The sequence below is a fragment of the Maritimimonas rapanae genome, assembly GCF_057837205.1.
In genome coordinates this window covers 1407118-1430308 of sequence record NZ_JBYQFI010000001.1, presented here as the reverse complement: position 1 = coordinate 1430308, position 23191 = coordinate 1407118, and the positions used below count along the sequence as shown (strand labels likewise).

Below are 23191 nucleotides of genomic sequence, written 5' to 3'. Positions count from 1 at the left end.
TTATTTTTGATTTTTATTCCGCGAAAGCGAAAGTATAGTATTTATATTAAAAACAATCTATTATTTGCTGAGCAACACGTAAGGCATTAGCACCTTGAGTAAGTGAAACAATAGGCGTAGTATTGTTATTTACGGCATCGGCAAAAGTCTCTAACTCATCTAAAATAGCATTATTAGGCTCTATATCTGGATTCTCGAAATAGATTTGCTTTTTAACACCTTCCGCATTTTGTAAGATCATGGCAAATTCATCAGGATTTTCTGGTACATCCTTCATTTTTACCACCTCACTTTTCTTCTCTAAAAAGTCAACCGAAATATATGCGTCTTTTTGAAAGAAGCGAGATTTACGCATATTCTTTAAGGAAATTCTACTTGCCGTTAAATTAGCTACACATCCATTTTGAAATTCTATTCGTGCGTTTGCAATATCAGGTGTTTCACTAATAACAGCAATACCACTCGCGTTTATATTACGCACCTTAGAATCGACAACACTTAAAATAATATCAATGTCATGTATCATTAAATCTAAAACTACTGGTACATCTGTACCTCGAGGATTAAATTCTGCCAATCGATGAGATTCTATAAACATTGGATTATTAATAGTGTCTTTTACTGCTGTAAAAGCAGGATTAAAACGCTCTACATGACCAACTTGTCCGCGTACATGATGCATACTTGCCAATGTTTTAATAGCTTCTGCTTCAGATACTGTATTAGTAATGGGTTTTTCGATAAAAATATGCCTCCCTTTAGTAATGGCTTCTTTGGCGCAATCGAAATGCGAAAGTGTAGGTGTCACTATATCTACTACTTCTACTGCATCAATCAATTCTGAGATAGTATCAAAAAATCTATAACCAAATTGTTCGGCTACTTTTTTTGCATTTTCTTGATTCGGATCGTAAAACCCTACCAACTCGTATTTATCTGATTGTTGTAATAATTTTAAGTGAATTTTACCAAGATGCCCAGCACCTAAAACACCAACTTTTAGCATGGAAAATGATTTTGAACAAAGCTACAAAATAAGCGGTTTTAATTTGTTTTTTTGGTGAATTATTTCCGTAATTTGAGACCGAAATGATAAAAGATACTGCTAAACATAAAGGACTTAGAAATCAGTTAGTTCAAACAATTAAGTCTAAAGGTATAAAAGATGAAAAGGTGCTAAAAGCTATTAAGGAAATACCTCGTCATCTTTTTATGGATTCTGGTTTTATAGATTTTGCATATCAAGACAAGGCTTTTCCTATCGCCGCTGATCAAACAATATCGCAGCCGTATACCGTAGCTTTTCAGACTGAGTTACTCGAAATTAAAAAAGGTGATAAAGTACTTGAAATCGGTACGGGTTCTGGTTATCAAACTGCTGTTTTAGTTGAGATGGGTGCTAAAGTATACAGTATTGAGCGTCAAAAAGAACTGTATGAGAAAACTAGAAAATTTTTACCAAAAGTTGGCTATGTAGCTAAGAAATTAAACTTTGGTGATGGTTATATTGGCTGGAAAGAGCATGCGCCGTTTGATAAAGTAATTGTAACTGCTGGTGCTCCTTTTGTACCTAGACCTCTATTAGAACAACTAAAAGTTGGTGGTAGGCTTGTGATCCCTGTTGGTGATGATGTTCAGATTATGACTTTGTATATTAGAAATGGTGAAAAAGACTTCGAAAAGCAAGAGTTTGGTAGCTTTCGATTTGTACCGATGCTAAAGGAAAGTCAGAAGTAATTATTCTACTGCTTTTAAACTTAAATCCATATTATACACAGAGTGGGTGAGTGCTCCTGAAGAAATAAAATCTACACCACATTCTGCATATTTTCTTATTGTTTTTTCATTAATTCCACCAGAAGATTCTGTTAAGCATTTGTCACCTATCATTCTAACTGCTTTACGAGTGTCTTCGTAATTAAAATTATCTATCAATATTCTATAGACACCATCAGATTTTAAAATTTCTTCAATTTCTTCTAGGTTACGAGCTTCAGCAATAATTTTAAGATCACGATCAGTTTCTTTTAAATATTGTTTGGTTTTATTAATAGCTTTGGTAATCCCGCCAGCAAAATCGATATGGTTATCTTTTAACATGATCATGTCATATAATGCAAAACGATGATTTTCGCCACCACCAATTTTAACTGCCCATTTTTCTAATGCGCGAATACCTGGGGTTGTTTTGCGAGTGTCTAGCACTTTCGTGCCAGTTCCTTCTAAGAGATCAACAAAAAAGCGTGTTTTAGTAGCAATAGCGCTCATACGTTGCATGGCATTCAGAACAAGACGTTCAGCCTTTAAAATCGATTGTGAACTACCAGTTACATAAAAAACGATATCACCATACTTTACCTTACTACCATCTTCAATTAATGTTTCAATCGTCATGTCTTTATCTACATAATTAAAGATCATTTTAGCGAATTCTACACCTGCAATAATGCCTTCATCTTTTACTAAAAGCTTCGCCTTTCCTTTTACTTCAGCTGGAATACAAGCTAACGAGCTGTGGTCTCCATCACCTACATCTTCCCTTATAGCGTTACTGATAATAAGTTCTAATTCTTTTTCGAATTGTTTTTGACTGATCATTTATTAATATTTGTTAGGCAAAAATAAGTTTTATATTTATCAGATGAAAATCAAACTACTCGCTATTGGTAAGACAGATGATAAACGATTAGTGCAATTAATTGAAGAATATCAAAAACGATTAAAGCACTATGTAAAGTTTGAATTAGAAATTTTGCCAGATATTAAAAATGCTAAAAATCTTTCAGAAACTGAACAAAAAGGGCAAGAGGGAGAATTAATATTAAAAAGATTACAAACCACAGATCAGTTGATCTTATTAGATGAAAAGGGTAAAGAATTTCGATCAATTGAATTTTCACATTTTTTACAAAAGAAAATGAATTCTGGTATAAAACAACTAGTATTTGTAATTGGCGGCCCTTATGGATTTTCTGAAGCTGTTTATAGAAAAGCTCAAGACAAAATAAGTCTTTCTAAAATGACTTTCTCTCATCAAATGATTCGCTTATTTATGGTAGAACAACTGTACAGAGCTTTTACAATTTTAAAGAATGAACCTTATCACCATGAATAAAATTATTTGATTTTCACGCCTTCTTTATCTCTTATTTTACCGGTAACCAGCCACCCTCCAAAATCTTCAGAAACAGCCATTAACAACGTATTTTTTCCTTTTTTAAGATTCAAATAGACTCCGTCAAATAAACCTATGGTACCTAAATATCTATAATCTCTTGTACGCCATTTATTTGTACCGCTATAAATAGGTTTTTCGTCTAATATTACAATAACTCTATCGCTATAGCCAAATTCAAATAGCTTAGTTTGGGCTTTATCAGAAATTATTTCAATTTTGGCAAAAACGGTATTTAATTTTGGCCTATCATCATATCTAACAACTTTTCTAGATATGTTTGCTGCCACGCCTTCCTCAACAGTGATACTATGTTTCCAGGTTCTTTTTGATATAACCTTTTTAATAGTACTTAAAGTATCTAATTCAGACTCTTTAAACTTATCTGAAATTTGCCATGATTCAATAACTCCTTCTATTGGTTTGTTATCAATAGGTTTAAAGTTTTTCAGCTCGTAATTATTCTCATCAATTTTTATATCAGCTATATGTATAGGAAGTCTACTTCCTCTTATTAGTAGCCCACCAGATTTAGCATCATGAAATAATTTCCAAGACAAATTTGGTTCTTCAGAATAATCTAAAAAGACTTGAGCTTTATCATCATTGACAACAACTTTCACATGAGTCCAATCATCATATTTATAATTGTAAGCAAATGAATACTTTGGTCCAAAATAAAATTGAAAGGGTGTTATACCATTGGTCACTGGTGCAGCTTGATTGCAATCTTCTAAGCCAGATAAATGTGTTCTAACAAACCATTGCTCGCCATTTAAAAATTTATCATCTGTTCTAAAAAATACACCAGGATAAGTGCGTTCTTCTGGTAAATACATGTCAAATTCAATGGTACCATTAGAGAATTTTTTATCTTTTAGGACAAGTACACCTTGATCTATATAAATAGCACTTTTTCCTTTGTAATTTACAAACTCATAAGACTTTGCTTGTATATTCCAATTTATTGTATCTAGAGGAATAATATTTTGAGAATTGATGGTTAAGGGAACTAGTAATGAAATTGTTATTACTATTTTTAATTTATTCATGTTATATTTTTAAAAGTTATAATAATAAAATTTGGAGCCTTAAATAGTTACTATAACCTATTTGTATTAGGTGTTTGGCGTCAGGCTCCAAATTTTGTATGTTAAAATTCTAAAATGTTTTAAAGAGATCATAAACAAATCCGTTCAATCTCATTCATTGTTGTTCAAATCAAAACTTTTACTGACTTTTGCTTTGTTATGAATACTTACCCAGAACATACATTAGTAAAAAAATGTCTTCTTATTATAGAAGAACAATTAGAGTGGGGTAACTCAATGTCTTGGCATAACGATGTATTTATTGAGTTAAGCGAAAAAATTCAACAACAAACACAAGTACTTTTAAGTCCTACTACTTTAAAAAGAGTTTGGGGTAAAGTAAATTATAAAAACGCGCCAAGTATTAGTACCCTAAATACCTTGGCTCAGTTTGCAGGTTTTTTAAATTGGAGAGATTTTAAGAATGATGCGAACGTTAAGCAACCATCTTGGTTTGCTCAAAAGATTTCTCCTAATCTTGGAGTTATTATGACTTCTGCTGCTATAATGACCATTGTTTTCATATCCTTTTATTCTATGAAGGGTAAAAGCACTCCAATCAAACAAGACATTTCTAATATTCAATTTAGCAGTAGACCTATTACAGATGGCTTGCCAAATTCAGTGGTTTTTGATTTTGATCTTAAAGGAGTAGAATCTGACAGTATTTACATTCAACAATTTTGGGATCCTACAAAAACTATAAAGATTAATAAGGGTCAAAAACAAGCAACGGGGCAATACTATTATCCTGGCTACTTTAGAGCTAAATTGCTTGTAGATGGTAAAATCATTAAAGAAGAAGACCTTTTTATAAAAGCTGAGGATTGGATTGGTACTATAGATTACGAACCTATACCTAAGTATATTCAATCAAAGAATATTTTGTCAGGTAAATTAGCTTTTAGCGAACAAATCTTAGAGGAAATTAAGGCTAGCGAAAAACCATTAATATCTTCATTTCATTATGTGAATGATATTACACCAATTTCAGGTGATAATTTTATACTTACTACCTCAATTAAGAATACTTACAGAGATAAATGGGCCGTGTGTCAGCAATCTACTATTGTGATAGTTGGTACCAAAAGTGCATTTATTATTCCTTTTTCTATTACTGGTTGCGTATCTGAAATTGGTATTATGCTAAGTGATCTTTTCTTAAGTGGAAAAGAACACGACCTTTCTGCATTAGGCACAGATCTGTCTGATTTTAAAGATATAAAAGTTGAAGTCAAAAATAAGTTGGCAACTATTTTTATAAATAATAATAATGTGTTTACAAGAGAATATAATAAATCGATAGGCGATGTAGTAGGAGTTCGTTTTCGTTTTTTAGGTGTCGGCGAAGTAGACAATCTAAAAATAACAGACACCAATAATAACCTAACATTTAACGAAAATTTTGAGCCAAAGACTTTTTAAGTATTTATATACATTTGTGCTTTTAATTTCTACCAGTTATGAATTTACTTAAAGAGTTTAAAGAATTTGCAGTAAAAGGCAATATGATAGATATGGCCATTGGTATTATTATTGGTGCTTCTTTCAATACGGTAATAGATGTACTAGTAAAAAAGGTATTAATGCCTCCGTTGTCGTTGTTGTCTAACGGAATTAATTTACAAGACAGACGTATTATTCTGCGAGATGCCGAATTGGATACCGTTGGAGTTGTACTTACTGATGAAGTAGCTATTGGTTATGGCGCTTTCGCGGAAGCTCTGCTAGATTTTTTAATAGTAGGTTTTACCATTTTTGTAGTAGTTAAGTTTATGAATAGGCTACGTCGTAAAGCCCAAGATACCGCAGATAAGACTGTAGTAACCCCAAAAGATATAGAATTGCTAGCTGGTGTTAAAGAATTATTAGAAGAGCAAAATAAGCTTTTAAAAGCTGGGTTAAAAGGATAGAATTTTATACAAAAAAAGCATGTCAGACGACATGCTTTTATATTGTAAAAAATATTGTAAGTAATTAAATTACTTTTACATTAACTGCGTTTAATCCTTTTTTACCTTCTGTTAAATCGAATTCAACTTTGTCACCTTCTCTAACCTCGTCGATTAATCCAGAAATGTGTACAAAATGCTCTTTATCGTTTCCTTCTTCAGTTATGAATCCAAAACCTTTAGAGTCATTAAAAAATTTTACTGTACCAGTACTCATAATAATATATTTATTTAATTAAGCTGCAAAAGTAGTTCTTTTATAATGACTCTAGCTATAAATTGATATTTCTTTTTGATTTTCAATAAATTACAACAGTTTATACAATAAATCATAAGTATCTCTTAATTTTGTGCTCATATGGAGATTATTTTTGCTACACACAATCAGCACAAACTACAAGAAGTCCAACAATTATTACCAAAAAGCATCAGGTTATTAAGTTTAACTAATATAAATTGTACTGAAGAGATACCTGAAACCGCTAATACATTGCAAGGTAATTCCAAATTAAAAGCAGATTTTGTCACTAAAAATTATAATTATAATTGTTTTGCAGACGATACTGGCTTAGAGGTTCAATCGTTAAATGGCGAACCTGGCGTCTATTCGGCTCGATATGCTGGTATTTATCATGATTCTGAGGCTAATATGAGCAAATTGCTCAAAAACCTAGAGAATAAGTCAAATCGAAGCGCTCAATTTAGAACAGTAATAGCTTTAAATCTTAATGATGAGCAATATTTATTTGAAGGTATTTGTAAAGGTGAAATACTAAAGAGAAAGCAAGGCGAACATGGGTTTGGTTATGATCCTATTTTTATACCTAATGGATTTAATAAATCTTTTGCAGAAATGACTATGCAAGAAAAAAGTGCTATTAGCCATAGGGGTAGAGCAGTGGCTAAGTTGGTTGAGTTTTTAACAGATTATTTAATATAATGTCACTTCGAGTGAAACTTTATAGGAATCTTGTATCGAGAAATCTTAACTACAAAATTTTTTTGTTTTCGATACATCAAATCAAAGATTTGACACTCTGACTGACAAAAATTTTATTAACTGTTAAATTCTATCGATTGTTTCACCAGCTTTTAGTTCAAAAGGTAAATGATTTTGCCTTGGTGGATATAAACAAGTGGTAAAATTGTTATATGCGCATGGAGGGTTGTATAACTTATTAAAGTCTAAAACTACTTTACCGTCTTTTTCTGGTACATCTATATAAATATAACGGCCACCTCCATAGGTTTTTTTATCATTGGTTTCGTCTGCGACCATTACAAACCCATTAGTGCCAACATCTAATGAATACAATGTATTATTGTAGTTAAAATCTACTTTACCAATAAAATTAGTAGATGTTTGCACACCTAGTTGTGATTTAACCTTTTCTGTTTTTGCTTGTTTGTAATGTGTAAAATCTGCTTCAAAAATAAATTCGCTGTTAGGTTCAAAGTAATTAAACCCTCTAAAAGATTCTATTTCTGGGTTTTTGGTATCCCAAACTCTTAAAAAATGACTATTAGCTCTGGTAATTATTTGCCAAGTTAAACGGTCATAATTTAGTTTTTGTGAGCTTCCATACTCATCAAAGGTCAAATCAACTGAAGTAACTAATGAATCTTTTGCATTGTTTATTTTAATGGCTGAGTTAGCCTTAAAATTTAAAATACTGTCGTTATAACTAAAAACACCAATAGTATCTGGCAATGTTTCTATATTTAACAATAGATTATTGTTTTTATTCTTACCAAATATATTTATAGAATCATTTAGTTTGGTTAAGGCTACCAATTGTAAATAACCATCTTTACGGCTATTCATTTTATCAATTCTGTACTTATTTAACTTAGTTAAGTAATTGTAATCTAATTGTGATTTTTTAGCACAGTTAACAAATAATATAAAAGTAAATAAATAGATTATTCTATACATGTTACATCAATTAAAGGGGTAATTACGCTATAAAGATAGCAGATTTGATAATTAAACCATCTTTCTTAATGGTACCGGCAAGTCAATACCCTCTTCTTTAAATCGTCTATGAACAGCCTGTAGCAGGTCAGATTTTACTCTAAATTCATCCCAAGGCTCTTTTACCCAAACAAATGCTCGTAAATAAATACCGATTTCGTTCATATCTTTTACTCTAATACGAATTTGCTCTTCATTTTGCATTATTTGCTCTGGCGTACGATTGTCTATAATATAATCAAGCTTTAAAGCTTCCTCTCTAATGATATCAATTGCTTTGTCAATATCCGCGTTAAGACCAATTACAAAATTGTTAAAACTAAGCACATATTCATCATCAATAGAATTATTAAAAATAGATTCTGTACTTATTACAGAGTTAGGTATGATTAGTCGTTTGTTATCAAAAGTACTAATAACCGTATGGCGCAAAGTGATGTCGTGAACAATACCCTGTCTAGAATCATCCAATTTTATAAAATCACCAACTCTAAAAGGTTTAAAGATCACAATAAAAGCGCCTGCAATTAAGTTGGAAACGGCTGCTTGTGCTGCAAAACCTATAATGGCAGCTAAAATACCTGCCCCAGAAAATATGAGTGTAGCTCTGCTTTTAAATTGCGGAACTGTGTAAATTATAAATGTAAAGGCTATAATACCAATAAAAAACGTTAATGAGTTTTTTATAAACTTTAACCTAGTAATACTATATTGCTGATCAGAATCTTTTCTTTTTATGTAGGCTACCAATAAAAATCGAACGATCTTAGAGATTAACCATGAAACAACTAGTACTATAAAGCAGTAAAGCAGAATTTGCCAAAAGGAGTTCAAAGGAAAATTGTAATCAGTTATACTCATAAGCTAGAATAAGGTAGTTTGCCCCTCATCATTATTTTCCTCTATTTTGTTGTCTTTTTTCTTTACAGGAGCATCTTCTTCAGAATTTACCTCTTCTTCATCTACCACTTCTATATCTTCTTCTTTTGGAGGCTCAAAGGGTAGCGATTCTAGTAAATTAACTTGTTTTATTTTTTCTGTAGTCAATTGATTTCCAACAGCTTTAATACCTTTTATTGAAATAAATTCTTCAAAATTTATTTGTATAGGATCGAGACTACGTTTAGAGAAAATAACTTCTGCCATAGGTCTAAAATCTGTAGCCACAATTTCTAATTGTGATTTTGGATGATCAGTGATGAATTTTTCCTCTTTATTTGGATTGTCAATCATAAAACGTTTAACGAAATAGCGTTGTTTATCACCATCATAATGCACAGCTGAAATAGGTTTATTTGGCATCCATTTTTCTAAAACAATCATGTCGTCATCAAAATGCGTAGTCAATTCTGGTCTAATAGTCTTTACAATACCAGATTGGTAGATGATTAATAATCTATCTTCGGCAGTGAATTCACCTAACAAATCACCTCTCGCATCTACATTTAATCGTTGTACCGTATCGTCAAACCAAATCTTACGAGGTTTTAAGGTAGAAATACCTTTTTCTTTCAATTCAATACGTTTTACAGTGTATTTGGTGACGGTATTCCCTCTTACACCTCTTCCTTTTATGGCTAGATCAGCAAAATCTATATCCCACTTAAGTTTTTTAATGCTCCCTACTGCTCTTAAATGGACTGTAACCACTTCTGCCTCTCCATTAGGGTTTGCAGAGAAATATAGCACCTTAGACGCCTTGTTGCCTGCTGTTAGGTCGTATTCTTTATCTCGAGTAATTCCAGTTACGGCAAAACGTTTCATGTATGATGACCCAGACCTACCGTCACGATACATCATATTGTATACGGTTCGTTTATCTTTCTTTTTAAACACAGCAACGTGTATTATGCCTTTTCCGACGAAAGTCTTAGAATCTAGTTTAGTAACAATCATTTTACCATCTTCTCTAAAGACAATAATATCATCGATATCCGAACAATCGACCACAAATTCATCTCTACGCATCGAAGTGCCAATAAAACCTTCTTCTCTATTCACATAGAGTTTAGCATTTTTCATAGCTACTTTACTAGCTACAATATCTTCAAACACTCGAATTTCGGTTTTTCGCTCTTTTCCTTTTCCGTATTTAGTTTTTAGATTTTTAAAGTAATCAATAGCATAATCAATAAGATTGGCTAGATTTTTCTTTACTTCTGCAATTTTATCTTCAAGTGCTTTTATATGCTGTTTAGCCTTGTCGATATCGAATTTAGATATCTTTTTAATCCTAATTTCCGTCAAGCGGATGATGTCTTCTTCAGTAACAGCTCTTTTAAGATGCTTTGTATGAGGTTTTAATCCTTTATCGATAGCTTTAAGAACGCCTTCCCAGGTTTCTTCTTCCTCAATATCACGATAAATTCTATTTTCAATAAATATACGCTCCAACGAAGCAAAATGCCATTGCTCTTCAAGCTCACCTAATTGGATCTCTAATTCTTGTTTTAACAAACTTACAGTATGATCGGTAGATCTACGAAGCATTTCTGTAGCACCAATAAAGATTGGCTTGTTATTTTCAATAATACAAGCTAGTGGAGAGATCGATTGTTCGCAGTTTGTGAAAGCGTATAGTGCATCTATGGTTTTGTCTGGTGAAACACCATTCGGTAAATGCACTAAAATCTCTACTTCTGCGGCAGTATTATCTTCTATACGTTTTATTTTTATCTTTCCTTTTTCATTTGCCTTAAGGATAGAATCTATTAAAGTAGAAGTTGTAGTTCCGTATGGTAACTCATTTATTATTAATGTATTTTTATTTAATTGAGATATTTTAGAACGCACTCTAACTTTGCCGCCTCTCAGTCCATCATTATAATTGGTAACGTCAGCAATACCACCTGTTAAAAAATCTGGAACTAACTTAAAACTACGACCTTTTAAATGCTTAATAGAGGCATCAATTAATTCATTGAAGTTGTGAGGTAAAATCTTTGTTGAAAGTCCAACGGCTATACCTTCGGCTCCTTGTGCTAATAGCAAAGGAAATTTAACTGGTAGATCAACTGGCTCTTTTCTTCTACCATCGTAAGAAGCTTGCCATTCAGTAGTCTTAGGGTTAAATACAACTTCTAAAGCAAATTTTGATAAACGTGCTTCAATATAACGTGAAGCTGCTGCACGATCACCTGTAAGTATATTTCCCCAGTTACCCTGCATGTCAATTAAAAGCTCTTTTTGCCCTAATTGCACCATAGCATCAGCAATACTTGCATCACCATGAGGATGATATTGCATGGTATGACCAACTAAGTTAGCAACCTTATTGTAACGTCCATCATCTAAATCTTTCATAGACTGCATGATACGACGCTGAACAGGTTTAAAACCATCATCTATAGCTGGCACCGCACGTTCTAGAATTACATATGAAGCATAATCTAGAAACCAGTCTTTATACATGCCGCTAACACGTGTTATAGTTTCTTGCGGAGAAATATCTTTTTGATTGACTTCTTCGTTACTATCTAAATGTTCTTCTTGGTTGTTATCTTCTTGCATTATACTTCTTCCTCAACTAAATCTAGTTCAACTTTAAGATTTTCTATTATAAATTTTTGCCTATCAGGTGTGTTTTTGCCCATATAAAAAGTAAGTAGTTGTTCAATAGACATTTCTCGATCTAACATTACAGGGTCTAAACGCATATCTCCGCCAATAAAATGAGCAAATTCATTAGGTGATATTTCACCAAGACCCTTAAAGCGTGTAATTTCTGCTTTTCCTCTTAATTTTTTCATAGCTTTTTGTTTTTCATCTTCAGAATAACAATAATGTGTATCTTTCTTGTCTCTTACCCTAAATAATGGAGTTTCAAGAATATACAGATGTCCTTCTTTGATTAATTCAGGAAAGAATTGCAGAAAAAACGTAATTAGTAGTAACCGAATATGCATACCATCTACATCAGCATCTGTAGCAATTACTATGTTGTTATAGCGCAAATTCTCGATGCCATCTTCTATATTTAAAGCAGCTTGTAATAGATTGAATTCCTCATTTTCATAAACAATCTTTTTGTTCATACCAAATGAGTTCAATGGCTTACCGCGTAAGCTAAAAACTGCCTGAGTGTTCACATTGCGTGATTTTGTGATAGAACCACTTGCAGAATCGCCCTCAGTGATAAACAACGTACTATCGAGACGATTGTCTTTTTTCATATCGTTGAGGTGAACACGGCAATCGCGAAGTTTTTTATTATGTAAACTTGCTTTTTTAGCGCGTTCACGAGCTAATTTGCGTATACCAGAAAGATCTTTACGTTCTCTTTCAGCTTGTAAAATCTTTCTTTGTAAAGCTTCAGCCGTTTCTGGGTTTTTATGTAGGTAGTTATCGAGATTTGTTTTTACAAAATCATTGATGAACGTTCTCACTGTTGGTAAGCCACCTCCCATTTCTGTAGAGCCTAATTTTGTTTTTGTCTGACTTTCAAAAACTGGCTCCATTACTTTAACTGAAACAGCAGAAACAATTGATTTTCTGATATCTGAAGCTTCATAATTTTTTCCAAAAAATTCACGAACAGTCTTTACAACTGCCTCTCTAAATGCATTTTGGTGAGTTCCACCTTGAGTAGTATGCTGGCCGTTTACAAATGAATGATATTCTTCGCTATATTGAGTTTTACTGTGTGTTATGGCCACTTCTATATCATCACCTTTTAAGTGAATGATAGGGTAGAGCATATCTGATTCAACAATATTCTCTTCCAATAGATCTTTTAATCCATTTTCTGAAAAATACTTTTCACCATTAAAAACTATAGTCAACCCAGGATTTAGATAAATATAGTTCTTAATCATTTTTATAATGTACTCATTTCTATACTTATACTTATTAAATATAGATTCATCTGGCACAAAACTTACCTTAGTTCCCTTACGTAGTGATGAAGGTTGTGGTCCCTCGTTTACAGTTAATTCGCCTTTTTCGAATTCTGCAATATTTGTTTTTTCATCACGTACAGATTGTACCTTAAAATGTGAAGAAAGCGCATTAACAGCTTTAGTACCAACTCCATTTAATCCTACAGATTTCTTAAATGCTCGAGAATCGTACTTACCACCAGTATTCATCTTAGAAACCACGTCTACTACTTTCCCTAAAGGGATTCCTCTACCATAATCTCGAATAGAAACATTTTTGTCTTTTACCGAAATCTCAATGGTTTTACCGGCTCCCATCACATATTCATCAATAGAATTATCGATGACCTCTTTTATCAAAATATAAATACCATCATCAGGAGAAGAACCATCACCTAACTTACCAATATACATACCCGGGCGCATTCTTATATGTTCCTTCCAGTCGAGCGAGCGTATATTTTCTTCGGTATAAGTTGTTTGTTTAGCCATTAATAATTATAAATTATGCAGATTTGCTAAAATACTACTTCATACTAAAAAATGAAATCGATTACAGATAATTTATTAACAGTGAAATTAAGAACTAGATATATGATTTATTTCTTTAAATTTACCCAAACTAAAACCTAAAATCATTAAAAAACACATTCCAAATATTATAACACTACTAAATCTGCTTAGTGGTGTAATTGCAGTGATGTTAGCTGCAACCGATCGATTAATTGAAGCAGCTTTTTTTGTTCTATTAGGTATCTTTTTTGATTTTTTTGATGGATTGGTAGCTAGAAAATTAAATGTTCAGAGTGATTTTGGTATTCAGTTAGATTCTCTTGCAGATATGGTGACATCTGGAGTTGTGCCAGGAATTGTTATGTTTCAATTGTTTATAAGATCAATTCATAAGGATTGGTTAGATGGATTATCTTGTGAAATTGGTAATTGGACTTTATTTGAGAATACAGGAGATTTAGCATTATTTAGCACTAAAATCCATATACTACCATTTGTAGGATTATTGCTTACACTTGCTGCTGCCTATAGATTAGCTAAGTTTAATATTGATGAACGGCAAACAACATCTTTTATAGGCCTACCAACGCCAGCAATGGCACTTTTTGTTATTTCGTTACCATTAATTATAAGTTTTGGAGAGCATCAATTTGCAATTGACCTAATTAATAATAAATACTTTTTAACCGTAGTAACACTTGGGTTATCAATTCTAATGAATATAGAATTACCTTTATTTTCTCTGAAACTCAAAAACTTCTCTATTAAGAATAATTTAATAGAAATAGTTTTTTTAATAGTTTCAATAGTACTTTTAATTTTGTTGAAGTTTGTAGCCATTCCAATTATAATTTTACTTTACATTTTACTTTCTTTAATAAAAGAGAAATGATCCAATATATTTAAATAATTGAAAATCAGCTATTTAAATTATTTCAATGTTAATTTTTAAATCTTAGAAGCATTATAAGAAAATAATTGTATGGTTTTGTTCGTTTAGTGTAAGTAATCGCTAAACATTTGTTATGAATCAAGCCATTAATCATGCTAAGGCTGTTTTGCTTTTAGCAATTTTTTTAATAATCCCCACTTTAATTTATTCGCAAACGACTGTTCCTTTTGAGAAAAGGTATGAAAGTACTGGGATCAATGGTGAATTAACGATTATTGGAAACTCCATTCTTGGTCCTACGAGTAATACACCATATAATGGTACAACTCAGAATAACTTTATAGACATGGTGTTTGTCGATATCGATAATGACACAAGTACATTTAGTTCAAGTAGTGCTACTTTTACAACCAATGCTTGTAATAGAGTTGTATATGCTGGTTTATATTGGGGAGCAGAAACCGCACCATCCACTCCTGCACCAAATCAGGTTAAGTTTAAAGTTCCTGGTGGTACTTATCAGGATATTGTTGCGGATATTTCTAATACTGCATTAAGAGAGAATTTAGATTTAGTTTATTATAAAGATGTAACAAATTTATTAAACACGTCTGGTAATGCGTCTGGTGAATACTTTGTGGCTAATATAAGTACAAATATAGGACAAGATGCGGCTGCTGGTTGGTCTTTAGTAATTGTTTATGAAGATCCTAATGAACCACGTAAATATATTTCTACTTTTGATGGTTTTTCTGCTGTAAATAATTCTAATACTGTAGTTCCATTTAATTATTCTGGATTTGTTACTCCGCCATCAGGGCCAGTTGAGGGAAAAGTAGGTGTTGCGGCTTTAGAAGGTGATTATAGTTGGCAAGGAGATAGAATGCAATTTAGAGCTGATAATAATGCAACTTTTACAGACTTATATGATGCGGCTAATCCAGTAGATAATTTCTTTAATAGTCGAATTACTGACAATGGTGTTATAGTAGCAGATAGAAATCTTAATAGTGAAAATACTTTGGGTTGGGATCAAAAACTACTCGATTTAACCGCTTTAAATGCTGGTAATAACTTAATAGGCAATAATGAAACAGGAGCAACTGTAAGAGTTAGAAATGATGTTGGAGGTGACTGGATTTATACTTTTTTAAATACCTTTTCTGTAAATATTATTGAACCGACACTACAAGTTCTTACGAGTGTTGAAGATACTTCCGGAAATCAGATTACATTAAACTCACCAGTTCCATTAGGAGCAGTAGTATGGTATAATCTTAATTTTCAGAATATTGGTACTGACAATGCGCAAAATACAATAATAAGAAATACATTACCATTTAATGTAACGTTAAATGAAAGCACAATAGAATTACCCTCAGGAGTTACTTATACTAGAAGTACAAATGCAAATGGGTTGGTGGTTTTAGAATTTATTATACCAAATAATCTTGTTTTGAGAGAATCTGATCCTGCTAATGCGGCATACGACATAAGATACCAAGTTACAGCTTCAGATCAATGTTTTGACTACTCAGATGCATGTACAAATATTTTAGAAAATAGCTTAGAGTCTTCATATGATGGGGAAACTTCAGGTACAAATATTACAGGGCAACCTGGACTTAATGGCATAAATGGTTGTGGATTAGGTAATGAAGGAGCCATGCTACTTTTTGTTGATACTAGTTCATGTCAATTTGATACTGTATTACAGTTTTGTAATAACAACCTAACAATTACAGGAGATGATGGCTATAATATATATGAGTGGAGAGATGAAGATAACAATCTATTAGCCGCAAACTCTAAAATAATTACGGTTACCGGACCAGGGGTATATACTTGTACACAAACAAAAGTAGGATGTACAGTAACTACGCGTACAGTTACAGTACTCGGCTTAGATGTAGAATTTACACCTTTTGATAATTTATGTAAAGACAGTGCAGATGGCGGAGTTACAGTTAGTGTTACTGATGACGCTGCTACTTTTACATATGTATTATCACAAGGAGGTACTACCTTAGCAAATACAGGCGCGATTACTGCAAAATCTCATACATTTAATGGATTAGATATTGGGACCTATACTGTAAGAGTTACGAATACAGATGGTTGTTTCGATACTTTTAATTTCCAAGTCCAAGAGCCTACTTTGTTAACAGCAAGTAATGTTGTCTTAGATAATATAATGCCTTGTAATGGTAATTCTCTTAGTGGAAGAATTGAAGTTACTGGTAACGGAGGCACCATATTTACTGGAGGTACAAATGAGTATGAATATAGTATGGATGGTAGTGCATTCCAAACCTCTAACATATTTGAAACGACTCAAGAAGGTAACCACACTATTACTGTTAGAGATGCTAATAATTGTACAACTACTACAATTGCTAATATAGATTTTGACGAAGAAATTGAATACGAAGTTGTAAAACAAGATGTACTTTGTTATCAAGGTTCAGATGGAAGTATTACAGTCAATATTTCACAAAATAGTGCAGGTAATACAATATCTTATAGTATAGATGGAGGTACAAATTTCCAATCAAACTCAACTTTCTCTGGATTACCAAAAGGTGATTATCAAATCATTATCCGTAAAGATAAAGGTGTAAACACTTGTGATATTATAGAGTCAATTACACTTCTTGAACAAATTGATTTGCAATTTGAAGCTGAGGGTGGATTCTCTTGTGAAGGAGCGGTAAATACCATTACAGCTACTGTCGCTGCTGAATTCGCCAACGATGTAACTTATCAATTGGATGGAGGTTCTTCTAATAGTACTGGAGTTTTCGAAGATGTATCACAAGGTCAACATACAGTTACTGTGCGCCAGAATTCTACAGGATGTACTGCTGAGCCTATAGATATTGTTATTGATAATTATACACCAGTGACTTTTACGGTAGATCAACATGTAAGTTCACCAGCTTTAAGAGATTATATAGTTAATGCTGTAAATGGAACGCCAGATTATGAATATGCTATGCTTAAAAACCCTTCAGAAAATGTTTCACCAGAAGTAACTGATGAAGATTTTGGATCGAGTAATATATTTATTCCACCAAGCGCAGGATTCTATACTTTCTATGTTAGAGATGCTAGAGGATGTATAGTAGAAGAAATAGTTGAGTTTAAAGATATAGAAATTCCAAATTTCTTTACACCTAATGATGATACTCATAATGATACGTGGTATCCTAGAAATATTGAATTGTATCCTAACATAGCTGTTAAGATTTTTGATAGATACCAACGCTTAATTGGAACGTTTAGTGGTAACAACCAAGATAATGGCTGGAATGGCCGTTATAAAGGTAAAGAACTACCTTCAGGTGATTACTGGTATATAGTCAAGTTGAATGAGCCAACCGATGACAGAGAGTTTAAAGGTAATGTTACACTTTACCGTTAATCAACAAAAAGCCCTACAAACCGATGAAAAAAATAGTCTTAATACTAATAATTTTTACTTGTAGCTTTTTTGCCAGAGCTCAAGAATTTAAATTATCGCCGTATTCACAATATCTAGTTGAAAATCCATTTGTTATTTCACCTACATATGCAGGATATAGTGACGATTATAGTAGATTACGCTTAAGTGGTGTTGCGCAATGGTTAGGCCTAAAAAATGCGCCTAATACACAAACCTTATCATTCGATACTCGGTTGAACAATGAACGTTCTGGTGTTGGAGTATTACTTTATAATGATAAAAATGGTAACACTAAACAATTAGGTGGGCAATTATCTTATGCACACCATTTAACTTTAAATGATGCAAATGAGCAGTACTTATCATTAGGCATTTCTTATAAATTCAATCATTTTAAAATTGATACTGAAGATTTCACAACTGGTGGTGAAGATCCTGTTACCGACCCTAGTATTGGTGCATCTCCTTCAACGTCAAATCATAATTTCGAAGTAGGATTTTTATACAGATTGGAAGAATTCTTTTTCAGTTTTAACGCATCAAATATTTTAAATAAGAGTTTAAAGATATTCGATAATACTGAGCCTGTTAAACTTAGAAATTATTATGTGTATACTGGATATAAATTCACGGGCCAGAATGAAGAATATGAGTATGAACCTTCAATCTATTTTAAATTGTTCGAAGGAGATGGTCGATCTATAACAGATCTCAATTTTAAAGCACGTAAGATCACAGATACTGGTTACATGTGGGCAGGTGTTAATGGTAGATTTATTAATGATCAAAGTTTTGAACCTTCTTCTATTGCAGGATTATTAGGTTTAAAAAAGGATCAATTCTATGTTGGCTATGCTTTTCAATGGAATATTAATGCTGCTGCTGACTTAAATAATGCTGGCACACATTTAATAACACTGGGTTATGACTTTGAAAGAAGCTCAAATACTAGCTGGAGTAGAAACTAAACTATTAAAAATTCAAAAGATGAAATATTTAAAATTAATTGTTGTAGCTAGTTTTATTCTTTTCGGAATAAATAATACAGCTGCTCAACAAAAAGATAAGCAAAGAGAAAATAAAATAGCAACTGCGGATGTGCCTAAAGCTGTAAAGAGTACGCTTAAGAATTACTCAGGTTACAAGATAGAAGATCAAGCTACTTTTTCTAAAAGCTCTAACGGAACTAAAGTATATAGATTCAAGGTTCAGAGAAAAAATTGGGATTATATACTATTAGTAGATAAAAAAGGAAAAGTTTTAGGAGTAGAAACTGGTGAAGGAAAATAAATTATTTAAATATGAAAAACTTTAACTTAGAAACATTAATTGATCTTATTGCTATGGTGTTCTTCTTTGCAGAAAACAATTACGGAAGAGAGGCTAACAGAGAAGAAACAGCGTAATTATTTACAAGAATCAATTCACTTCATTAAAAAAATTAAGGTCTAGCTTAGGATTTTTAACTTTCAAGTTGTTATATATATACAGAGATATAATGTCACTAAACATTTATATTTCATTTAAATAGTTAACAGCTCTAATATTCATTAAACTTTATAAGTATGAAAATAAAAACTACTATTCTTAAATCAACTTTTTTTAAATCACTTTTGTGTTTACCACTGCTGTTTTTAACATTTTGTGATAGCAAAGAGGATGTTATACTTGATGATACAAGTAATTTAATGACAAAGAACTCTAGAGTAACTGAGCTAATTATAAAATTAGCTGAAATTAATTTAAATAACAGTACAATAAATCAAAAATCTCAATCATCATTACCAGAATGTTCAGGGTTTAAGTATCCAGTAACATTTAATGCGTATTATGGAGATAATCCTACACCTCAAAAAATAACGGTTAATAGTGATGAAGAATTATTAGATTTTTTTAATACTACTTTAACAGCAACAAATTCTTACTATATACTATTTCCTGTAACTTTATTAGATGCTGAGGGCGTTGAAACTGTAATTAATAGTGTAGAAGAATTAGAAGGTGTTATTCAAACTGCTCTTGAAGTTTGTAGTGATGACAGCTCAGATGATAATGATGATTCAAACGATGATGATATTGATAGTGGTGACGACGATCAAGAATATGAATATTGTCATAAGAATAATAAAAAAGTATATATCTGTCATAAAGGAATAACTATTTGTGTAAGTGTAAATGCCATTTGGGGACATTTAAATCAACATGAAGAAGATTTCTTAGGAAGATGTGAATAAGCCTCTTAATATAAAAGAAAAGCCGTTAGAAAAAGTTCTAGCGGCTTTTTGTTTTGAAGAATGAAATAGTTTTATATAGTCTTATTGATCGTTGTTTTGTAACTTTTCAAGTTGTCTTTTTGCACGTCTATTACCAGAATCTAACCTTAGAGATTTTTGATAATTCTCTATTGAACCCAGAGTGTCACCTTTCTTTAAAAGAGCTTCAGCATAGCTATCATATACATTAGCACTTTCAGGATATAGAGCAATGTTAATTTTAAAGATATTAATCGCCTTTTCTATATCATCATCTCTTAAGTAGCGATAACCTTGTCTATTTAATTTACGCTCTTCTATTATTACATTTAAAGAATCTTTTTGTTTGATATTTAAATACCCTTCTAGAGCCTTTTCGTAATTATTTTCAGATAAATATTGATTAGGTGTTTTATAATCCTCAGATACTTTTACATGTACATATTTTAAAGAACTATCTCTATCTTTAGGAACAAAAACTAAATATTCTTTTTCGTCATTAGGATTTACTAGAAACTGAATTTTTGCATTCATTTCTTTTACAAAAAAAGTATTATCTCCAGTTTTTAAAGGTTTAATATTAGTAGCGCCACGCCAATCAATAAGGAGTTCATTATTAGCGGAATGCACTTTAACTAATTCATCTTCGGTATATAAATAGTTTCCGCTAAATTGATTTAAAAACTCAGGATCATTTGATTTTGATACACACCCTAAAAAAATAAGTAATAGAATAAATAATGAAAATAAAGAAGAATTTTTCATGTCGATTTGGTATTGATTTTCTAAATAAGACGACAGAAAATTAATTTAGTAACAGTAAATTAATTATAAAATCGATTCTTTTTTAGTTCAAAGCTTTCGCCTAGATATACTTTACGCACCATTTCATCATCTGCTAGTTCTTGTGGCGTACCTTCTTTTAAGATACCACCTTCGAACATTAAATAGGTTTTATCAGTAATAGCCAATGTTTCTTGTACATTGTGATCAGTAATTAGTATACCAATATTTCTGTCTTTAAGGTGCGCTACAATACTCTGTATGTCTTCTACAGCAATAGGGTCTACACCCGCAAAAGGTTCATCTAATAATATAAATTTAGGATCTGAAGCTAATGCTCTCGCTATTTCTGTACGCCTGCGTTCACCACCAGAAAGTAAGTCACCACGATTTTTACGTACATGCCCTAAACTGAATTCATCAATTAAGGATTCTAATTTTTCTTTTTGCTGTTTTTTTGTAAGATCAGTAAATTGTAGTACTGCCATTATATTATCTTCTACAGATAATTTTCTAAATACAGAAGCTTCTTGAGCTAAGTAACCCACACCTTTTTGAGCACGTTTATACATTGAATCATTAGTAATATCTTCATTGTCAAGAAAGATTTTACCCTCATTAGGTTTTACCATACCAACGATCATATAGAAAGAAGTAGTTTTGCCAGCACCATTAGGTCCTAACAATCCAATGATCTCTCCTTGCTCAACTTGTAGTGAAATGCCTTTTACAACTTTACGACTACCATAAACTTTTTGAATATTTTCTGCTCTTAAAATCAAACTTAACAATTTTTATATTTATCATTTAAACCAACTCCACTCAAAACCATAGGTGTTATTTTCTCTATTCTTTTTTGTTTTGTTTCAATTTTTTTGGCTTCTATAATATGCTCTGCATATTCTCTTTGCTTGCTTGGTGTTAAAGAGTCAAACGCTTTTTTAAATTCAGTATTAGCATTAAATGAAGCGCTTAACTCTTTTGGGATGACTAATTTTTTAGGTTTTCTAACTAACTTTACTACCAACCCTTTTTTTTGATTTTCAATAGCTTCTTTTACATAACCTAAAACCAAATTTTCGTCAATATCATCAATAGTTTCAAATCTTAATTGCCTCATGGCTTGCGTTTTGCCTTCTTGAGCATTCTTTAGTACTTTATGCGTATCCTTTAATAATGCTCCGTTAAAGAACCACATTCCAAAATGATTCTTAAAAGCGCTAATACCTATAACATTTTTGTCATTAACTGTGTAAGTAGGCATTCCCCATTTTACAGTTTCCTTTAACTCAGTAGACATCAAAAGTGTTCTTAATTTAATAAGTGCATCTTTATATTTTGTTTGTTTGGCTATGTACTTGTCTATCTTTTCTTGAGTTTCCATTTTAAAAAGTTGAATCTAAACAAAATTATAAAGAAATTAAGTAGTGGCAGCTTTTTTCTCTTTTCGGATAATGATTTTTGAAATAGTAATACTTATTTCATATAAAATAATCATTGGAATAGCTACAATTACTTGACTGATTACATCTGGAGGAGTAATTAAGGCAGCAAGTATTAATACAAGTACTAATGCATACTTACGATATTTTCTCAAAAATTCTGGCGTAACTAAGCCAAGCTTAGTTAAAAAGAAAATAATAATTGGTAGCTCGAACATTAATCCGGCAGAAAGGGCACAGGCTCTTATCAATCCTATATAAGAACTTAGATCTATATTATTTTTTACCTGATCTGCTACTAAATAATTACCTAAAAAATTAACTGAAAGTGGAGTAATTACATAATAACCGAATAAAACTCCGATAAAGAAAAGAAATGAAGAAACTATAATAAAACTTTTAGCATTTTTTCGTTCTTTAGCATATAAACCTGGTTTGATAAATTTCCAAATTTCCCATAAAATATATGGGAAAGCGATAATAAATCCTGCAGTAATCGAAGTCCAAATATGAGCAGAGAATTGTCCAGCCATCGTTCTACTTTGAACAATAAAAGGAATACTATCTATGCACAAGCCATTAGTGCCAAATTGCTTGGATACTGAACATAAAAAACGATAAGTAAAAAAAGAAGCATCTTTTGGTGCAAGAATTATTTTATTAAAGATGAATTCTTTCATAATAAATGCTCCAGACGCTGCAATCAATACAGCAAGAGTAGACCTTACCAATGTCCATCTAAGTACTTCAAGATGGTCTAAAAACGACATTTCTCCTTGCTCGCTTTTTGCCAT

At 31.9% G+C, this 23191-nt stretch carries 22 protein-coding genes; 10 read left to right on the top strand and 12 right to left on the bottom strand.

The window, feature by feature from the left end; translation table 11 throughout:
* Positions 1 to 46: 46 nt before the first annotated feature.
* Positions 47 to 1006, bottom strand: coding sequence for a Gfo/Idh/MocA family protein (locus tag AC3IF2_RS06775; protein WP_489166310.1), 960 nt, complete (start codon positions 1004 to 1006; stop codon positions 47 to 49).
* An 86-nt stretch (positions 1007 to 1092) separates the two neighbouring features.
* Here AC3IF2_RS06775 and AC3IF2_RS06770 point away from each other — a divergent pair, with 86 nt between their 5' ends.
* Positions 1093 to 1737, top strand: coding sequence for a protein-L-isoaspartate(D-aspartate) O-methyltransferase (locus AC3IF2_RS06770; protein WP_489166912.1), 645 nt, complete (start codon positions 1093 to 1095; stop codon positions 1735 to 1737).
* On the opposite strand, the gene nadC is transcribed toward AC3IF2_RS06770, so the two are convergent.
* Entirely contained in the window at positions 1738 to 2598 is an 861-nt protein-coding gene (gene nadC / locus AC3IF2_RS06765; protein WP_489166309.1) for a carboxylating nicotinate-nucleotide diphosphorylase, read from the bottom strand.
* 43 nt (positions 2599 to 2641) lie between these two features.
* Between nadC and rlmH the strand changes: the two genes are divergently transcribed.
* Positions 2642 to 3115, top strand: a complete 474-nt coding sequence (rlmH, locus tag AC3IF2_RS06760) for a 23S rRNA (pseudouridine(1915)-N(3))-methyltransferase RlmH (protein ID WP_489166308.1) — start codon at positions 2642 to 2644, stop codon at positions 3113 to 3115.
* A gap of 2 nt (positions 3116 to 3117) precedes the next feature.
* Here rlmH and AC3IF2_RS06755 read toward each other — a convergent pair whose 3' ends face one another.
* Positions 3118 to 4227, bottom strand: a complete 1110-nt coding sequence (locus AC3IF2_RS06755; RefSeq protein ID WP_489166307.1) for a LamG domain-containing protein — start codon at positions 4225 to 4227, stop codon at positions 3118 to 3120.
* A gap of 198 nt (positions 4228 to 4425) precedes the next feature.
* Here AC3IF2_RS06755 and AC3IF2_RS06750 point away from each other — a divergent pair, with 198 nt between their 5' ends.
* Both AC3IF2_RS06750 and mscL read left to right on the top strand, forming a co-directional pair.
* Positions 4426 to 5691 carry a hypothetical protein gene (locus AC3IF2_RS06750; RefSeq protein WP_489166306.1) on the top strand — a complete coding sequence of 422 codons (1266 nt, stop codon included), beginning with the start codon at positions 4426 to 4428 and terminating at the stop codon, positions 5689 to 5691.
* A 38-nt stretch (positions 5692 to 5729) separates the two neighbouring features.
* Positions 5730 to 6179 carry a large conductance mechanosensitive channel protein MscL gene (gene mscL / locus AC3IF2_RS06745; RefSeq protein WP_489166305.1) on the top strand — a complete coding sequence of 150 codons (450 nt, stop codon included), beginning with the start codon at positions 5730 to 5732 and terminating at the stop codon, positions 6177 to 6179.
* 64 nt (positions 6180 to 6243) lie between these two features.
* Here the strand turns inward: mscL and AC3IF2_RS06740 are convergent, their stop codons facing one another.
* The gene (locus AC3IF2_RS06740) at positions 6244 to 6435 is read right to left on the bottom strand and encodes a cold-shock protein (protein ID WP_489166304.1); all 192 of its coding nucleotides are present in this window, start codon (positions 6433 to 6435) and stop codon (positions 6244 to 6246) included.
* Between the two features lie 141 nt (positions 6436 to 6576).
* On the opposite strand from AC3IF2_RS06740, the gene AC3IF2_RS06735 reads away from it, so the two are divergent.
* Entirely contained in the window at positions 6577 to 7158 is a 582-nt protein-coding gene (locus AC3IF2_RS06735) for a non-canonical purine NTP diphosphatase (RefSeq protein ID WP_489166303.1), read from the top strand.
* A 123-nt stretch (positions 7159 to 7281) separates the two neighbouring features.
* On the opposite strand, the gene AC3IF2_RS06730 is transcribed toward AC3IF2_RS06735, so the two are convergent.
* Genes AC3IF2_RS06730 through AC3IF2_RS06715 form a run of 4 tightly spaced genes read right to left on the bottom strand, consistent with a single transcriptional unit; the run spans position 7282 to position 13562 of the window.
* On the bottom strand, positions 7282 to 8154 hold the full coding sequence (locus tag AC3IF2_RS06730; RefSeq protein ID WP_489166302.1) for a DUF1684 domain-containing protein: 873 nt from the start codon (positions 8152 to 8154) through the stop codon (positions 7282 to 7284).
* A 51-nt stretch (positions 8155 to 8205) separates the two neighbouring features.
* Positions 8206 to 9054, bottom strand: a complete 849-nt coding sequence (locus AC3IF2_RS06725) for a mechanosensitive ion channel family protein (protein ID WP_489166301.1) — start codon at positions 9052 to 9054, stop codon at positions 8206 to 8208.
* A gap of 3 nt (positions 9055 to 9057) precedes the next feature.
* Positions 9058 to 11703: a DNA gyrase/topoisomerase IV subunit A gene (locus tag AC3IF2_RS06720; RefSeq protein ID WP_489166300.1), complete on the bottom strand. Its 2646-nt coding sequence runs from the start codon at positions 11701 to 11703 to the stop codon at positions 9058 to 9060.
* Complete coding sequence (locus AC3IF2_RS06715) at positions 11703 to 13562, bottom strand: DNA topoisomerase IV subunit B (RefSeq protein WP_489166299.1); 1860 nt, start codon at positions 13560 to 13562, stop codon at positions 11703 to 11705. Before AC3IF2_RS06715 ends, AC3IF2_RS06720 begins: the two co-directional genes overlap by 1 nt.
* 109 nt (positions 13563 to 13671) lie before the next feature.
* Here AC3IF2_RS06715 and AC3IF2_RS06710 point away from each other — a divergent pair, with 109 nt between their 5' ends.
* The 5 genes from AC3IF2_RS06710 (at position 13672) to AC3IF2_RS06690 (ending at position 20154) form a co-directional block, all read left to right on the top strand.
* Positions 13672 to 14475: a CDP-alcohol phosphatidyltransferase family protein gene (locus AC3IF2_RS06710; protein WP_489166911.1), complete on the top strand. Its 804-nt coding sequence runs from the start codon at positions 13672 to 13674 to the stop codon at positions 14473 to 14475.
* Positions 14476 to 14608: 133 nt separating this feature from the next.
* Positions 14609 to 17899, top strand: a complete 3291-nt coding sequence (locus AC3IF2_RS06705) for a T9SS type B sorting domain-containing protein (protein ID WP_489166298.1) — start codon at positions 14609 to 14611, stop codon at positions 17897 to 17899.
* 23 nt (positions 17900 to 17922) lie between these two features.
* Positions 17923 to 18888 (top strand): PorP/SprF family type IX secretion system membrane protein, encoded by a 966-nt coding sequence (locus tag AC3IF2_RS06700; protein ID WP_489166297.1) that lies wholly within the window; start codon positions 17923 to 17925, stop codon positions 18886 to 18888.
* Positions 18845 to 19210, top strand: coding sequence for a hypothetical protein (locus AC3IF2_RS06695; protein WP_489166921.1), 366 nt, complete (start codon positions 18845 to 18847; stop codon positions 19208 to 19210). The genes AC3IF2_RS06700 and AC3IF2_RS06695 overlap by 44 nt, the downstream gene beginning before the upstream one ends.
* A gap of 275 nt (positions 19211 to 19485) precedes the next feature.
* The gene (locus AC3IF2_RS06690) at positions 19486 to 20154 is read left to right on the top strand and encodes a hypothetical protein (protein ID WP_489166296.1); all 669 of its coding nucleotides are present in this window, start codon (positions 19486 to 19488) and stop codon (positions 20152 to 20154) included.
* 81 nt (positions 20155 to 20235) lie between these two features.
* On the opposite strand, the gene AC3IF2_RS06685 is transcribed toward AC3IF2_RS06690, so the two are convergent.
* Genes AC3IF2_RS06685 through tatC form a run of 4 tightly spaced genes read right to left on the bottom strand, consistent with a single transcriptional unit; the run spans position 20236 to position 23191 of the window.
* On the bottom strand, positions 20236 to 20937 hold the full coding sequence (locus AC3IF2_RS06685) for a tetratricopeptide repeat protein (RefSeq protein ID WP_489166295.1): 702 nt from the start codon (positions 20935 to 20937) through the stop codon (positions 20236 to 20238).
* 59 nt (positions 20938 to 20996) lie between these two features.
* Positions 20997 to 21737: an LPS export ABC transporter ATP-binding protein gene (gene lptB, locus AC3IF2_RS06680; RefSeq protein WP_489166294.1), complete on the bottom strand. Its 741-nt coding sequence runs from the start codon at positions 21735 to 21737 to the stop codon at positions 20997 to 20999.
* A 2-nt stretch (positions 21738 to 21739) separates the two neighbouring features.
* Complete coding sequence (locus tag AC3IF2_RS06675; RefSeq protein WP_489166293.1) at positions 21740 to 22339, bottom strand: YdeI/OmpD-associated family protein; 600 nt, start codon at positions 22337 to 22339, stop codon at positions 21740 to 21742.
* Between the two features lie 36 nt (positions 22340 to 22375).
* Positions 22376 to 23191: a twin-arginine translocase subunit TatC gene (gene tatC, locus AC3IF2_RS06670; RefSeq protein WP_489166292.1), complete on the bottom strand. Its 816-nt coding sequence runs from the start codon at positions 23189 to 23191 to the stop codon at positions 22376 to 22378.